The 12988-nt window shown below is 70.8% G+C and carries 16 protein-coding genes; 9 read left to right on the forward strand and 7 right to left on the reverse strand.

Annotated features, from left to right (window positions below):
- Window positions 1–54: 54 nt before the first annotated feature.
- Entirely contained in the window at window positions 55–1119 is a 1065-nt protein-coding gene (locus PKD06_RS15695) for an MBL fold metallo-hydrolase (RefSeq protein WP_324381728.1), read from the forward strand.
- Between the two features lie 6 nt (window positions 1120–1125).
- Here PKD06_RS15695 and PKD06_RS15700 read toward each other — a convergent pair whose 3' ends face one another.
- Complete coding sequence (locus PKD06_RS15700) at window positions 1126–1752, reverse strand: GyrI-like domain-containing protein (RefSeq protein WP_324381699.1); 627 nt, start codon at window positions 1750–1752, stop codon at window positions 1126–1128.
- A gap of 118 nt (window positions 1753–1870) precedes the next feature.
- Between PKD06_RS15700 and dapF the strand changes: the two genes are divergently transcribed.
- Together dapF and mtaB are read left to right on the forward strand one after the other, a co-directional pair.
- Entirely contained in the window at window positions 1871–2776 is a 906-nt protein-coding gene (gene dapF / locus PKD06_RS15705) for a diaminopimelate epimerase (protein WP_324381701.1), read from the forward strand.
- Complete coding sequence (gene mtaB / locus PKD06_RS15710; RefSeq protein ID WP_324381703.1) at window positions 2773–4044, forward strand: tRNA (N(6)-L-threonylcarbamoyladenosine(37)-C(2))-methylthiotransferase MtaB; 1272 nt, start codon at window positions 2773–2775, stop codon at window positions 4042–4044. Before dapF ends, mtaB begins: the two co-directional genes overlap by 4 nt.
- On the opposite strand, the gene PKD06_RS15715 is transcribed toward mtaB, so the two are convergent.
- On the reverse strand, window positions 4041–4673 hold the full coding sequence (locus PKD06_RS15715) for an RNA pseudouridine synthase (RefSeq protein WP_324381705.1): 633 nt from the start codon (window positions 4671–4673) through the stop codon (window positions 4041–4043). The genes mtaB and PKD06_RS15715 overlap by 4 nt on opposite strands.
- Window positions 4674–4766: 93 nt before the next feature.
- Here PKD06_RS15715 and ftsY point away from each other — a divergent pair, with 93 nt between their 5' ends.
- Both ftsY and PKD06_RS15725 read left to right on the forward strand, forming a co-directional pair.
- On the forward strand, window positions 4767–6074 hold the full coding sequence (ftsY, locus tag PKD06_RS15720) for a signal recognition particle-docking protein FtsY (protein WP_324381707.1): 1308 nt from the start codon (window positions 4767–4769) through the stop codon (window positions 6072–6074).
- A 197-nt stretch (window positions 6075–6271) separates the two neighbouring features.
- Entirely contained in the window at window positions 6272–6868 is a 597-nt protein-coding gene (locus PKD06_RS15725) for a septation protein A (RefSeq protein ID WP_324381709.1), read from the forward strand.
- A gap of 9 nt (window positions 6869–6877) precedes the next feature.
- On the opposite strand, the gene tsaA is transcribed toward PKD06_RS15725, so the two are convergent.
- From tsaA to PKD06_RS15740, 3 genes are read right to left on the reverse strand one after another with little or no spacing between them, the layout of a single operon-like run.
- Window positions 6878–7372: a tRNA (N6-threonylcarbamoyladenosine(37)-N6)-methyltransferase TrmO gene (gene tsaA / locus PKD06_RS15730; RefSeq protein ID WP_324381711.1), complete on the reverse strand. Its 495-nt coding sequence runs from the start codon at window positions 7370–7372 to the stop codon at window positions 6878–6880.
- A 4-nt stretch (window positions 7373–7376) separates the two neighbouring features.
- Window positions 7377–7853, reverse strand: a complete 477-nt coding sequence (locus PKD06_RS15735) for a hypothetical protein (RefSeq protein ID WP_324381713.1) — start codon at window positions 7851–7853, stop codon at window positions 7377–7379.
- Window positions 7850–8059: a molybdopterin-binding protein gene (locus tag PKD06_RS15740; protein WP_324381715.1), complete on the reverse strand. Its 210-nt coding sequence runs from the start codon at window positions 8057–8059 to the stop codon at window positions 7850–7852. Before PKD06_RS15740 ends, PKD06_RS15735 begins: the two co-directional genes overlap by 4 nt.
- Window positions 8060–8147: 88 nt before the next feature.
- On the opposite strand from PKD06_RS15740, the gene modA reads away from it, so the two are divergent.
- From modA to modC, 3 genes are read left to right on the forward strand one after another with little or no spacing between them, the layout of a single operon-like run.
- Entirely contained in the window at window positions 8148–8954 is an 807-nt protein-coding gene (modA, locus tag PKD06_RS15745; RefSeq protein ID WP_324381717.1) for a molybdate ABC transporter substrate-binding protein, read from the forward strand.
- A 3-nt stretch (window positions 8955–8957) separates the two neighbouring features.
- On the forward strand, window positions 8958–9656 hold the full coding sequence (modB, locus tag PKD06_RS15750; protein ID WP_324381719.1) for a molybdate ABC transporter permease subunit: 699 nt from the start codon (window positions 8958–8960) through the stop codon (window positions 9654–9656).
- Between the two features lie 4 nt (window positions 9657–9660).
- Entirely contained in the window at window positions 9661–10734 is a 1074-nt protein-coding gene (gene modC, locus PKD06_RS15755; protein WP_324381721.1) for a molybdenum ABC transporter ATP-binding protein, read from the forward strand.
- Between the two features lie 27 nt (window positions 10735–10761).
- Here the strand turns inward: modC and PKD06_RS15760 are convergent, their stop codons facing one another.
- Window positions 10762–11133 carry a winged helix-turn-helix domain-containing protein gene (locus tag PKD06_RS15760; RefSeq protein WP_324381723.1) on the reverse strand — a complete coding sequence of 124 codons (372 nt, stop codon included), beginning with the start codon at window positions 11131–11133 and terminating at the stop codon, window positions 10762–10764.
- 24 nt (window positions 11134–11157) lie between these two features.
- On the reverse strand, window positions 11158–12159 hold the full coding sequence (locus PKD06_RS15765) for a bile acid:sodium symporter family protein (RefSeq protein ID WP_324381724.1): 1002 nt from the start codon (window positions 12157–12159) through the stop codon (window positions 11158–11160).
- A 461-nt stretch (window positions 12160–12620) separates the two neighbouring features.
- Between PKD06_RS15765 and PKD06_RS15770 the strand changes: the two genes are divergently transcribed.
- Window positions 12621–12988 (forward strand): pseudoazurin (locus PKD06_RS15770; RefSeq protein ID WP_324381726.1); only part of this gene is annotated, 368 nt, incomplete at its 3' end.

Below are 12988 nucleotides of genomic sequence, written 5' to 3' on the forward strand. Positions count from 1 at the left end.
CTGCGGGCGCGGTGTCTTGAACGGGGCGCCGAGCCGGGCCAATCATGCGGCATGGTGGACCGCCGCGCCCTCGCACGAATCGCCAGTGCCGCAACCGTGCTGACGATGGGAGGTGTCGGCTATGCCGCCCTCGCGCGCAGCCGCAATCCCTATTACCGCGGGCCGGTCACGGACCATTTCGACGGCGTGCGCTTCCACCGGCCGGGCCACGATCCCGAGAAGGGCCTGCTGGAATTGGCGCGCTGGCAGCTCAGCCGCGCGCGCGGACGCGGCTCCTGGCCGGCGCGCTTTCCGAGCCCCTTCGCGGCCTATCCCGCCGAGCGGGTCGAAGGGCTCCGCGTGACGCTGGTCGGCCACGCGACGATCCTCGTCCAGGCCGCCGGCCTCAACATCCTGGTCGATCCCGTCTGGTCCGAGCGCGTAAGCCCGACCCGCTTCGCGGGCCCCCGGCGGGTCAATCCGCCGGGAATTGCCTTCGACGACCTGCCGCCGGTCGACGCCGTCCTCGTGACGCATAACCATTACGACCATCTCGACGTCGTCACGATCGGGCGGCTGTGGGAGCGCGACATGCCCCGCATCGTCGCCCCGCTCGGCAACGACACGATCATCCGCGCCTATGAGGACGCGGCGGCGGTCGACACGCTCGACTGGGGGGGCGGCCTCGATCTCGGCGAGGGCGTGAGCCTGCATCTGGAGCCGGCCAACCACTGGTCGGCGCGGGGCGTCAACGACCGCCGGATGGCGCTCTGGGGGGCGTATGTGCTGAAGACGCCGCGCGGCACCCTCTATCTGGCGGGCGATACGGGCTATGGCGACGGGGACATCTTCCGCGCGGTCCCGGAGCGGCACGGGCCGGTGCGCCTCGCCTGCCTGCCGATCGGGGCCTACGAGCCCCGCTGGTTCATGCAGCCCCAGCACATGAACCCGGCCGATGCGGTCATGGCTTTCCGCGACCTCGGTGCGCAGGAGGCCATCGGCATCCATTGGGGCACCTTCCAGCTCACCGACGAGGGCATCGAGCAGCCCCCGGCCGATCTCGCCGCCGCGTTGGCGGAGGCCGGCATCGCGCCGGAACGCTTCGCCGCCTTTCGGCCGGGCCAGGTCTGGGAGGGGTGACGGGCTCTATTTCGGCTGCACGAAGATATTGACTTCCATGGTCTCGTCGGCCGGGTCGGCGACGTCGTTGACGAATTCCTCCATGAAGGCGTCGCGCGCCACGATGTCCTTCGCCTCCAGATAGGTGGTGATGGTCTCGTAGGTGCTGTCGATGTCGTCATAGGCCCCCTTGTGGACGAAGCGGAAGGCTTTGCCGGAGGGCGTCTCGCCGAAGCGCATGTCCTTGGCGAGATCGGCGGGCGGGGTCGCGGGCGGCGCCGCGATCGGGATCATGGCGTCGAACTTGAAATTGTCGTCGGTGGGCTGCGTATAGAGGGCGAGAGGACGCCCGGCCGGCGCGATGCCGAGCCGCGCGAGCTCGCTCTCGAGGCTCGCGAAGGCGGCGCGCAGGTTCTTCAGCCCGTTGTCCCAGTCGCTGGTGCCCGAGAGGATCAGGACGGGCTTCGAGACCAGCATCACCTCGTCCATATTGGCCGGATCGCCGGCCTCGGGCAGGAGGGTAGGGCGCGAGGATGGCGCCGGGCTCGCCGGGGCGGGGCTCGCGGATTCCTGCGCCAGGAGCCATGTCGGCGCGAGCGATGCCGCCGCGACGGCGCAGGCCGCCACGACGAAGGTTCGACGACTGGCGCTCATCCGTGATCCTTTCGCGGCCGCGCCCCTGGCGACAGCCGCATTGCCGTCAGATATACGATACCCGTGGGAATGTTCCCATCGGCGGCTGCAATCCTGCGAGATTTTCCCGAGAACCGCGATGAGTCTCCTGGCCGGAAGGCGCTATCTCAAGATGAACGGTCTCGGCAACGAAATTGTCGTCGTGGACCTGCGCGGCGCGCCGGGGGAGATCGCGCCGCAGGAGGCGGTCGCGGTCGCCGCGCGCCCCGAGAGCGGTTTCGACCAGCTCATGGCGATCCACGATCCGCTCGCTCCCGGCGCCGACGGGCGCCTCCTCATCTACAACCCGGACGGCTCGCGCGCGGGCGCCTGCGGCAACGGCACGCGCTGCGTCGCCTGGGCCATGATGGAGGACCGCGAGATGGCGCGTCCGCAGGGAGACGGCCTCCTGCTCCAGAGCGATGCCGGGCTCCTGTCCGTCACCCGGCTCGGCGCCGATCTCTTCACGGTGGATATGGGGCCGCCGCGGCTGCGCTGGGACGAGATCCCGCTCGCCGAGCCCTTCGCCGATACGCGCGCGATCGAGTTGCAGATCGGGCCGATCGACGCGCCGGTGCTGCATTCGCCCTCCGTCGTGAGCATGGGCAATCCGCACGCGATCTTCTGGGTCGAGGATCCGGCCGCCTATGATCTCGCGCGGCTCGGCCCGATGCTGGAGAACCATCCGATCTTTCCCGAGCGGGCCAATATCTCGCTCGCGGCCGTGCGCGCGCCCGACCGTATCGAGCTGCGCGTCTGGGAACGCGGGGCGGGCCTCACCCGCGCCTGCGGGTCTGCGGCCTGCGCGGCGCTGGTCGCCGGGGCCAGGAGGCGCCTCACCGGCCGGCGCGCCACCGTGACCTTGCCCGGCGGCGATCTCCTGATCGAGTGGCGGGAATCGGACAGCCATGTCCTCATGACCGGCCCGGTCGAGCTGGAGCACGAGGGCGTCTTCCCCGCCGGGATGTCCGAGGGCGCCGGAACGTCCGGCCGGGCCGCCGGATGAGCATCGAGGTGCTGAGCTTCGGTTGCCGGCTTAACGGCGCCGAGGCCGAGACGATGCGCAGCCGCGCCGCGGCGGCGGGCCTCTCCGATCTCGTCATCGTCAATAGCTGCGCGGTCACGGTCGAGGCGGGGCGCCAGGTGCGCCAGGCCATCCGCCGCGCGGCGCGGCTGAGGCCGGAGGCGATCGTCGTCGTCGGCGGCTGCGGGGCGCAGGTCGAAACCTCCGCCTATGCCGCCATGCCCGAGGTCGCGGCCCTGCTCGGCAATGCCGAGAAGATGGAGCCCGCGATCTGGTCCCGCCTCGCGCAGGGGCGGCTCGGGCGCGTCGAGATCGGCGGCCTCGCCGGGGCGCGCAGGCTGGAGAGCGCGGCCAGCGATGCCGGCGCCGGGCGGGTCCGGGTCTTCGTCGAAATCCAGAACGGCTGCGATCATTCCTGCACCTTCTGCACCATCCCGGCGGGAAGGGGCCGGTCGCGCTCGGTCCCGGCGGAGGCCGTGACCGGCACTGTGCGGGCGGCCGTTGCGGGCGGCGCGCGCGAGGTGGTGCTGACCGGGGTCGACATCACCGCCTATGGCCGCGATCTCGGCGCGGGAGCGACGCTCGGCCGCCTCGTCAAGGCGATCCTCGCCGAGGTGCCGGAATTGCCGCGGCTGCGTCTCTCCTCGATCGATTCGGTCGAGGCGGATGACGACCTTTTCGACGCCATGGCCGGTGAGGCGCGGCTGATGGCGCACCTGCATCTTTCGCTCCAGGCCGGCGACGATCTCGTCCTCAAGCGCATGAAGCGGCGCCATTCCCATGCCGATGCCGTGCGCTTCTGCGAGGAGATGCGGAGGGCGCGGCCGGGCATCGTCTTCGGGGCCGACCTGATCGCGGGCTTTCCGACCGAGAGCGAGGCGATGTTCCGGCGCAGCCTCGATCTCGTCGAATCCTGCGGCCTGACCCATCTGCACGTCTTCCCCTATTCCCCGCGCCCCGGAACCCCCGCCGCCCGCATGCCGGCGGTGCCGCGCGAGGAGGTGCGCGAGCGGGCCGCGCGGCTCCGCCGGGCCGGCGAGGAGGCGCTGTCGCGACATCTCGCCGGAGAGGTCGGGCGGGTCAGGGAGGTGCTGGTCGAGGGGAGCGGCCTCGCGCGCACCGAGGGATTCGCCATGGTGTGGCTCGCGCGGCCCGCCCCGAAGGGAGCGCTCGGCCCCGCTTTCGTCACGGGCCGCACGGAGGGCGCGCTCCTGGCCGAGTTCATGCCGGAGACGGCTCCGGCCGGCTAATCGGGACCGCGCTCGATCCGCGCGATCGCGGCGGCGAGCGGGGCCGGCGCGGGGGCCTCCGCGACGACGGGCGGTTTTTTTGGGTAGAGCGGCAGGCTGATCCGGCGTGCATGCAGCATCAGCGGCCCCGGTCCCCGGCCGTAGCGGCGATCGCCGAGGATGGGCCAGCCGGAGGCGGCGCAATGGACGCGGAGCTGATGCGTCCGCCCCGTGACGGGGGCAAGTTCCAGCCAGGAGAGGGGGCCGGCCGAGGCGAGGAGCCGCCAGCGCGTGACCGCGGGCTTCCCCCGTGGATCAGGGCGCATGCGCCGCCCGCCGGTGCCCGGTGCCTCCTCCGCGAGGGGCAGGTCGATCGTTCCGGCCGCCTCGCGCGGCACGCCCTCGACCACGGCCCAGTAGAGTTTCTCGGCCTGTCCCGCCGCGAAGAGCGAGGAGAGGCGCGCGAGGGCGCGCGGATGCCGCCCCAGCACCAGGCAGCCGGAGGTCTCGCGATCCAGCCGGTGAGCCAGTTCGGGCCGCCGGGGAAGCCCGAAGCGCAAGTCGTCGAGCCAGTCGGTCAGGGTCTCGCGCTGCAGCGCGCCGCGCTCGCGATGGACCGGCAGGCCGGCCGGCTTGTCCAGAATCAGCATCAAGGCATCGCGATAGAGCAGGCGAGCCATTATGGTGGCCGTATCCATGCCGCCGGAGCTACGCTCGCAGAGGCGGTGCCGCAAGGAAGCGTGATGACGTTGCAAGGCCGCAAGCCCGGCTGGCTCCTGAACAAGATTCTCGGCAGGAAGGAGGAGCCCGGCGCGCCCGCCGCCTCCGAGACTCCGCCCCCGGACCGGGATGTCTCCCCCCATGCCGGGGAGGCCGAGGCGGCTCCTCGGGCCGCGCAGGATGACGATGCGTCTCCGGTTCGGGGCCCCGCCGGGACGCCTCGGGACGGGGAAGGGGAGAGCCTCCGGCCGCCCCCGGACGTCGAAGACGAGGTCGAGGCATCCGCTCCGGCCGAGCCGTCGCCGGGCGTTCCGTCTCCGCTCCCGGAGGAGGAGCCGCCCGCGCCGGTGGCGGTCGAGCCCCTGCCCGAGGCGGCTCCGGCTGCGGAAGCGCCGCCTCCCGCCGAGAAGAAGCGCGGCTGGCTGCGCCGTCTCGCGGACGGCATGCGCCGCACCTCCTCGGCGATCGGGGACGGCGTCTCCTCGCTCTTCACCAAGCGCAAGCTGGACCGCGCCACGCTGGAGGACCTGGAGGATATCCTGGTCGGGGCCGATCTCGGCATCGAGACCGCGAGCCGGATCACGGAGGCCGTCGCCGCCGGCCGCTACGATCGTGAGATCGAGCCGGAGGAGGTCAAGGCGATCATGGCCGGCGAGATCGAGAAGGTGCTGGCGCCCGTCGCCGAGCCTCTCGTCATCGACCGTTCGCGCAAGCCCTTCGTGCTGCTGATGGTCGGCGTGAACGGGGCCGGCAAGACGACGACGATCGGCAAGCTGGCGCAGAAGTTCCGCCGCGACGGCCTCGCGGTCACGATCGCGGCCGGCGACACCTTCCGCGCCGCCGCCATCGAGCAGCTCAAGGTCTGGGGCGAGCGGGTCGGAGCGCCCGTCATCGCGCGGGCCCAAGGCTCGGATGCCGCGAGCCTCGCCTACGAGGCCCTGGAAGAGGCGCGCGGGCGCGGGGCGGACGTGCTGATGATCGACACCGCCGGGCGGCTCCAGAACAAGGCCGGGCTGATGGCGGAGCTGGAGAAGATCGTGCGCGTGCTGCGCAAGATCGATCCCGACGCTCCCCATGCGACTTTGCTGGTCCTCGACGCCACCGTCGGCCAGAACGCGCTCTCGCAGGTCGAGCTGTTCCGCAAGGCCGCCGACGTGTCGGGCCTCGTCATGACCAAGCTCGACGGCACCGCGCGCGGCGGCATCCTGGTCGCGCTCGCGGCCAAATTCGGCCTGCCGGTGCATTTCATCGGCGTCGGCGAGGGCGTCGAGGACCTGGAGCCCTTCACCGCCCGCGACTTCTCCCGCGCCATTGCCGGGCTGGAGGGGTAGCGGCGGCCCTCAGCCGGCCAGGGCGGATTCGATATCGGTCTGCGCGAAATCGCCGCCCTTGTAGAGGAGCGGCGTGCGCAGCGACGGTGCCCCTGCCCGTGCGGCGTTTCAACTCGCGCACCCGCTCCTCGGCTTCCCTGTTCTTGATGTTAATGGACACGGGCGGCTCGCACCCGCACCAATCCGCAGGACATTCGATGGACGAACCCGGCCCCTCGCGCCTCAACCCGCTCGCCAAGCTCGCGCTGGAACTCGGGCCGCTGGTGCTGTTCTTCCTCGCCAACGCCTATTCGGACCGCTTCGGCGTCCCGGCTGACCGGCGCATCTTCGTCGCGACCGGCCTCTTCGTGGTCGCAACCGTGATCGCGCTCGCGGTCCATTATCTCCTGGTCCGGCGCCTGCCGCTCATGCCCCTTGTGTCCGGGGTGGTCGTGGTGGTCTTCGGAGGGCTCACCATCGCGCTGCACGACGAGACCTTCATCAAGCTGAAGCCGACGATCGTGAATTCCCTCTTCGGCGCCTGCCTCCTCGGCGGCCTCGCCTTCGACAAGCCGCTGCTGCGCGTGGTGATGGATTCGATGTTCGAGCTGACGGAGGAGGGATGGCGCAAGCTCACCTTGCGCTGGGCGATCTTCTTCTTCGTGCTCGCGGGGCTCAACGAGATCGTCTGGCGCACGCAAACAACGGATGCCTGGGTGAATTTCAAGGTCTTCGGCATCATGCCGCTGACCGTCCTCTTCGCGCTCGCCCAGACGCCGCTTCTCATGCGCTACGAATTGAAGCGGGAGGGATGACGGGAGCTGTCAGGTCCCGGTCTCGAAATCGCCCGGCTGGGGCGGGGCGAGGGGCGTGAAGGCGCAGCGATCGGGCTTGAGGTCGATCAGCGGCGTGCCGTCGAGGCAGTCGAGCCCGCGCACCAGCACCGTGGACCCCTCGATGCCGACGAGGGCGGCGAGCGAGGTTCCGATGGGGTTCGGCCGCACCGGCGAGCGCAGCGAGAAGACGCCGCGCACGGTCCCGTCGCTCCGCGGACTTTGCAGCAGGAGGTCGCGGCGTGAGCGGTCGAGCCAGTACAGCACCTCGACCCTCTCGTAGCCTTCGAGCCCCGAAAGCCCCCCGGCCCAGGTCTCCCTCAGCTCGATCCGGCAGACCGGCCCGTCGAGCCGCCCCTGGCGCGGGCAGAGGAGCCGGTCCGTCCAGGGCGTGCGGATCGTGCCGATGAAGACGAGGCCGGCATCGGTTGCGGGCGGCATCTCGACCGCGACCTCGCCGGGGCGGATTTCGTTCCTGCGGACCATGGCGTCAGGGCTCGCGGGTGACGGCGATCCCGATCGCCCCGCCCGAATCGCGGTTGACCTGCACGATCGCCTCGCCCGGCTCCAGCCGGAAGCGGACGCTCTTGCGCAGGCCCGGACAGGCGCGCGCCCCCGTGAAAGCATCCGCGCCGCGATAGGCGCCGTCCTGGATCACGTCGAGCCAGCCGTCCGAATCGAGCGTCACCCGGTAGAGGCCGGCCTCGGGAATCGAGACGGTCGTGAAGGCGGCGAAAGATTGCGGCGCGCGAGGCGCGCGCTCGGGCGGCTTCGGCAGCGCCGCCTCGGCCATCGGCCTGAGGCCCAGACGCCGCGCGAGGGGCGGGGCGGCCTGCTCCGTTCCGTCCGACGCCAGCAGGGCGCGCTCGGCATCGAGGTTCCAGGCAAGGCGCCCGCATCCCGCCTCCTGCGCGAAGGCGCCCGTGGCCGCGAGGAAAAGCAGCCCGCCGAGGGCGGCCCGGATCATTCGACCGCGACCATCACGTCGGACGCCTTCACGACGGCCCAGGCGTCCTGGCCGACGGCGAGGCCGAGTTCGTCGACGGCCTCGTTGGTGATCGAGGCGGTGACGACGGAGCCGTTGCCGAGATCGATCCGCACATGGGCCGTGGTCGCGCCCTTGCGCAGCTCGACGACCTTTCCCTTCAGCTTGTTGCGGGCGGAAATCTTCATGTGACCGGCTCCCTCGCCGCGGCTTGCATGCGGCTTTGCCCCGACGCTATATCCGAGCAGATACGGTTATCAAAATCGGGAGACCGCGATGACGCCGAGGCGTGTCCTGCTCAAGCGTGCGCTCGGCGCAGTGGCTTTCGCCCTGGCGGGACTCCTCGCATCCGCCCCGGTCCTGGCGCAGGGGGGACCCGTCGTCTTCGCCGCGGCGAGCCTCAAGAACGCGCTGGACGAGATCGGAGCGGCCTGGGCCAAGGAGGGCAAGCCCCCCGTCAAGGTCTCGCTCGCGGCCTCCAACACCCTCGCCAAGCAGATCGAGCAGGGCGCCCCCGCCGATCTCTTCTTCTCGGCCGATCTCGACTGGATGGACTATCTCGCCGGCAAGAACCTGATCCGGCCGGAGACGCGCACGAACCTCCTGGCGAACAGCATCGTGCTGATCGCGCCGAAGGATTCGCCCGTCTCCCTCACGGTGGGCCAGGGCATGGATCTCGCCAAGGCGCTTGGCGACGGGCGCCTCGCCATGGGGAATGTCGATGCCGTGCCCGCCGGCAAATACGGCAAGGCCGCCCTGGAGAAGCTCGGCGCCTGGGCCGGCGTGAAGGACAGGATCGCCCAGGCCGAGAGCGTGCGCGCGGCCCTGCTCCTCGTCTCGCGCGGCGAGGCGCCGCTCGGCATCGTCTACGCGACCGATGCGGCGGCCGATCCGAAGGTCAAGGTCGTCGGCACCTTCCCGGCCGACAGCCATCCGCCGATCGTCTATCCGGTCGCGGTGCTGAAGGATGCGACGAGCGCCGACGCGGCCGCCTTCCTCGACTTCCTGCGCGGCCCGGCCGCGGCCGACGCCTTCCGCAGGCAGGGCTTCACGATCCTCGACAAGGCCCGCTCCGGCTCCTGAGACGTGACGGATCTGCTCCGCCCGGAGGAGTGGACCGCGCTGCGGCTGAGTCTCCTCGTGGCGACGGCGGCGACGATGGCGAGCCTCGGGCCCGGCCTCGCCATCGGCTATGTGCTGGCGCGCAAGCGCTTCTGGGGCAAGTCGGTGCTCGACGCCCTGGTGCACCTGCCGCTCATCCTGCCTCCGGTCGTCACCGGCTACATGCTGCTCCTCGGATTCGGCCGGCGTGGGCCGATCGGGGCCTTCCTCGAATCCGCCTTCGGCATCGTGCTCGCGTTCCGCTGGACGGGGGCGGTGCTGGCCTGCGGGGTGATGGGCTTCCCGCTGCTCGTGCGGGCGATCCGCCTCTCGATCGAGGCCGTGGACCGGCGGCTCGAAGACGCCGCGGCGACGCTCGGCGCGCCGCCGCCCTTCGTGTTCCTGGTCGTGACGCTGCCGATGATCCTGCCGGGCATCCTGGCCGGGGCCATCCTCGCCTTTGCCAAGTCCATGGGCGAGTTCGGCGCGACCATCACCTTCGTCGGCAATATCGCGGGCGAGACGCAGACGCTCTCGGCGGCGATCTACACCTTCCTCCAGGTGCCGGGCGGGGAGGGGGGCGCCTTGCGGTTGACGCTCGTCTCGGTCGCGGTCTCGGTCGCGGCGCTGGTCGGCTCCGAATGGATGGCGCGCCGCATCGGCGGGCGGATCGCGCCGGCGTGAGCGCATGACCCTCGAGGTCGATCTCGCCCATGACCAGGGCGCGTTCCAGGTGCGAATGTCCTTCCGGGCGGGCGGCCGCCTCACCTGCCTTTTCGGCCGTTCGGGCGCGGGCAAGACGACCCTGGTCAACGCGATCGCCGGGCTCCTGCGGCCGCAGCGGGGGCGGATCGTGGCGGACGGGACGGTCCTGGTCGATACCGGGGCCGGTCTCTTCGTGCCGCCGCACCGGCGCCGCATCGGCTACGTCTTCCAGGAAGGGCGGCTCTTTCCGCATCTCAGCGTGCGCCGCAACCTTCTCTTCGGGCGCTGGTTCGTGCGGGGGGAGGGCGGGCCGGACCTCCCGGCCGTCGCCGATCTTCTCGGCATCGGCCATCTCCTCGAGCGCAGTCCCGCGACCTTGTCGGGCGGCGAGAAGCAGCGCGTCGCCATTGGCCGGGCCCTGCTCGCCCGGCCCCGCCTCCTCCTCATGGACGAGCCTCTGGCCTCGCTGGACGATGCGCGCAAGGCCGAGATCCTGCCCTATATCGAGCGCCTGCGAGACGAGGGCAGCGTGCCCATCGTCTACGTTTCGCATTCGGTGGTCGAGGTCGTGCGGCTCGCCGATACGGTGGTCGTGCTGGAGGCGGGCCGGGTCGCCGCGACGGGCCCGGCCGCGCAGGTCCTGGCGCAGGCGGGTTTCGGCGCGCTGTCCGGCGAGCGGGATGCGGGAGCGATGCTGGAGGGACGGGTGGTCTCCCGCGACGAGGCTTTCGGCCTTGCCCGCGTCGCGACGCCGGCCGGCGAGGTCTGGTTGCCGGGAGCCATGGCGCCCGGCGAGGCCGTCCGCCTGCTGGTTCCCGCGCGCGAAGTCATGATCGCGATCGAGCGCCCGGCCGGCATCAGCGCCCTCAACATCCTGCCGGCACGGGTCGAGGCGTTGGCCGAGGTGGCGGGCGCGGTCGAGGTGACGCTCGCCTGCGGCGAGGCGCGCCTCCTCGCGCGGCTGACCCGCAAGTCCGCCGCCGATCTCGCCCTTGCGCCGGGCCGGCGGGTCTATGCCCTCGTCAAGTCGATGTCGCTCGACCGGGGCGGCGCCTGAGGCGCCGTCGCGGGACGGTCCGGGCCCTCATTCCGGGTCGCCTGCCTCGTCGCGCAGGCTGGCCAGTTCGGGGATCTCGGCGAGGCGGCGGCGGGCGATCGTCTCGGAATCGTGTTCGATGGCGCGGTAGCAGACGACCAGCCTCTCGCCGAAGGAGGTCAGCGCCGCGCCGCCGCCGCTGCGCCCGCCGGGCTTCGCCTGGATGACGGGCGAGGGCAGGGTGCGGTTCATCTCGTCGACCAGGAGCCAGGCGCGGCGATACGACATCGCGAGGGCACGCCCCGCTGCCGAGATCGAGCCCGTCTCGGCGATCAGCTCGAGGAGGCGCATCTTGCCCGGCCCGATGCGAATGCCGGGCCCGAGATCGACGCGGATGCTGAGCGAGGGGAAGGAATCCATGTCGGCACGGGCTGCCCTGGCGCCTCAGGCCATGGCCTGCTTCTGGTTGCGAAGCTCGGCGATGCGCGCCGAGATCAGCGCGCAGACGACGAGCTGGATCAAATGGTAGAGCATCAGCGGCAGGACGATCAGCGCGATGTCCTGGCCGGCGAAGAGGATTCCCGCCATCGGCAATCCGGTCGCCAGGGACTTCGTCGAGCCGCAATAGAACAGGGCCAGGGCGTCCTCGCGCGGCATGCGCATCAGCCGCGCGGCCAGCACCGTGATCGCCATGACGATCGCGAGGAACAGGACGATCAGCCCGAACAGGAGAAGGAGGATGTGCAGGCCGAGCTTCTCCCAGATCCCCGAGGTCACGCCGGCGCTGAAGGCCGAATAGACGATCAGGAGGATCGTGCCGCGGTCGAAGATGGTGACGATCCATTTGTGCCGCGCGAGGGTCGCGAAGAGCCAGCGCCGGCAGAACTGGCCCAGGATGAAGGGCAGCAGGATCTGCTGGCAGATCTTCCAGACGGCTTCGAAGCCGGGCGCCGCCTCGCCCGAGGTGGCCAGCAGGAGGGAGACGAGCAGAGGCGACAGGACCACCCCGGCGATGTTCGAGATCGAGGCGGCGCAGATCGCGCCGGCCACGTTCCCGCCGGAGAGGGAGGTGAAGGCGATCGAGCTTTGCACCGTCGAGGGCAGGCTGCCGATATAGAGGATGCCGACCGCCAGCGCCGGCGCCAGCATCCGCGCCGGCGAGGAGAGGAGGAGGGCGAGGATCGGGAACAGGCCGAAGGTCGTCAGCAGGGTGCCGAGCTGAAGGCGCCGGTTGAGGAGGCCGTCCCGGATCGACTCGGTCGAGAGCTTCGCCCCGTAGAGGAAGAACAGCACCGCCACCGCCCAGAACGTGACCGAGGAGACGACCTTGGCCGCCTCTCCCCGCACGGGCAGGACGCTGGCAAGCGCCAGGGTGAGGAACAGGAGGATCAGGTAGCGATCGATCCCGATGCGGCGCAGCGAGGCTTCGATATCGGCGAGGCGCATGAGGCTCGAAGGTCCGGGCAGGCGAGAAGCGAGGCCTGCTGTAGGGCAGGACGCGCCGCCGCGCTACAGCGATGAGAGGGCGCGAGAGGCGGCGGTGTTTTCGCCGTCAATTTGCGCCAGGACAAAGTCTTGCATTGTCTGCTGTCCTAAGGGTCGTCATGGATCGTGGATGGGGTCTGGACGTGACGCTTTTGGCCGATGGCCGGAGCTTTCTCGAAGCGAATCCCGGTCGATTCGCTTCGGAAGGCGACATCGCCTTCGGCCAAAAGCGCCGTGCCTCTCCGGGGGTGAGGTGAGATCGCTCGACGGCCGTGCCGTGCCGCCCGCCGATATGTCACGGCGTCGCGACGCTTCCGGCCGGGAGGTGATCGAGCCCCATTCGGATTTCACCCACGGTCCATGACAGCCTCCACACCGCCGCCGTCTTGCGCGGCTGCGCGCATGACGAAAGGGCGAGCACCATGAAAATCACGACGACCGTCGCCGCCGCACTGGCGAGCCTCCTGCTCTCGACTGTCGCGCAGGCGGCCGACCATGAGGTGAAGATGCTGAACAAGGGCGAGCGCGGCGTGATGGTCTTCGAGCCGCCTCTCATCACGGCGGCGGTCGGTGACACCGTGACCTTCGTGCCGACCGACAAGGGCCACGACGCCGCCAGCATCGAGGGCATGCTCCCCGAGGGCGCGCAGCCCTTCAAGGGCGAGATCAGCAAGCCGATCACGGTGACGGTCGAGAAGGAAGGCGTCTACGGCGTCAAGTGCGTGCCCCATTACGGCATGGGCATGGTCGCCCTGATCGTCGCCGGCAAGCCCGTGAACATCGAGCAGGC

The organism is Enterovirga sp. (assembly GCF_035325185.1).
GTDB lineage: Bacteria > Pseudomonadota > Alphaproteobacteria > Rhizobiales > Beijerinckiaceae > Enterovirga.

What these genes read in the sequence shown, in the direction of transcription:
- PKD06_RS15700 (WP_324381699.1), bottom strand. Translation starts at nt 1,752, where the DNA reads ATGAGCGCCAGTCGTCGAACCTTCGTCGTGGCGGCCTGCGCCGTCGCG.
- dapF (WP_324381701.1), top strand. Translation starts at nt 1,871, where the DNA reads ATGAGTCTCCTGGCCGGAAGGCGCTATCTCAAGATGAACGGTCTCGGC.
- mtaB (WP_324381703.1), top strand. Translation starts at nt 2,773, where the DNA reads ATGAGCATCGAGGTGCTGAGCTTCGGTTGCCGGCTTAACGGCGCCGAG.
- PKD06_RS15715 (WP_324381705.1), bottom strand. Translation starts at nt 4,673, where the DNA reads ATGCTGATTCTGGACAAGCCGGCCGGCCTGCCGGTCCATCGCGAGCGC.
- ftsY (WP_324381707.1), top strand. Translation starts at nt 4,767, where the DNA reads ATGACGTTGCAAGGCCGCAAGCCCGGCTGGCTCCTGAACAAGATTCTC.
- PKD06_RS15725 (WP_324381709.1), top strand. Translation starts at nt 6,272, where the DNA reads ATGGACGAACCCGGCCCCTCGCGCCTCAACCCGCTCGCCAAGCTCGCG.
- tsaA (WP_324381711.1), bottom strand. Translation starts at nt 7,372, where the DNA reads ATGGTCCGCAGGAACGAAATCCGCCCCGGCGAGGTCGCGGTCGAGATG.
- PKD06_RS15735 (WP_324381713.1), bottom strand. Translation starts at nt 7,853, where the DNA reads ATGATCCGGGCCGCCCTCGGCGGGCTGCTTTTCCTCGCGGCCACGGGC.
- PKD06_RS15740 (WP_324381715.1), bottom strand. Translation starts at nt 8,059, where the DNA reads ATGAAGATTTCCGCCCGCAACAAGCTGAAGGGAAAGGTCGTCGAGCTG.
- modA (WP_324381717.1), top strand. Translation starts at nt 8,148, where the DNA reads ATGACGCCGAGGCGTGTCCTGCTCAAGCGTGCGCTCGGCGCAGTGGCT.
- modC (WP_324381721.1), top strand. Translation starts at nt 9,661, where the DNA reads ATGACCCTCGAGGTCGATCTCGCCCATGACCAGGGCGCGTTCCAGGTG.
- PKD06_RS15760 (WP_324381723.1), bottom strand. Translation starts at nt 11,133, where the DNA reads ATGGATTCCTTCCCCTCGCTCAGCATCCGCGTCGATCTCGGGCCCGGC.
- PKD06_RS15765 (WP_324381724.1), bottom strand. Translation starts at nt 12,159, where the DNA reads ATGCGCCTCGCCGATATCGAAGCCTCGCTGCGCCGCATCGGGATCGAT.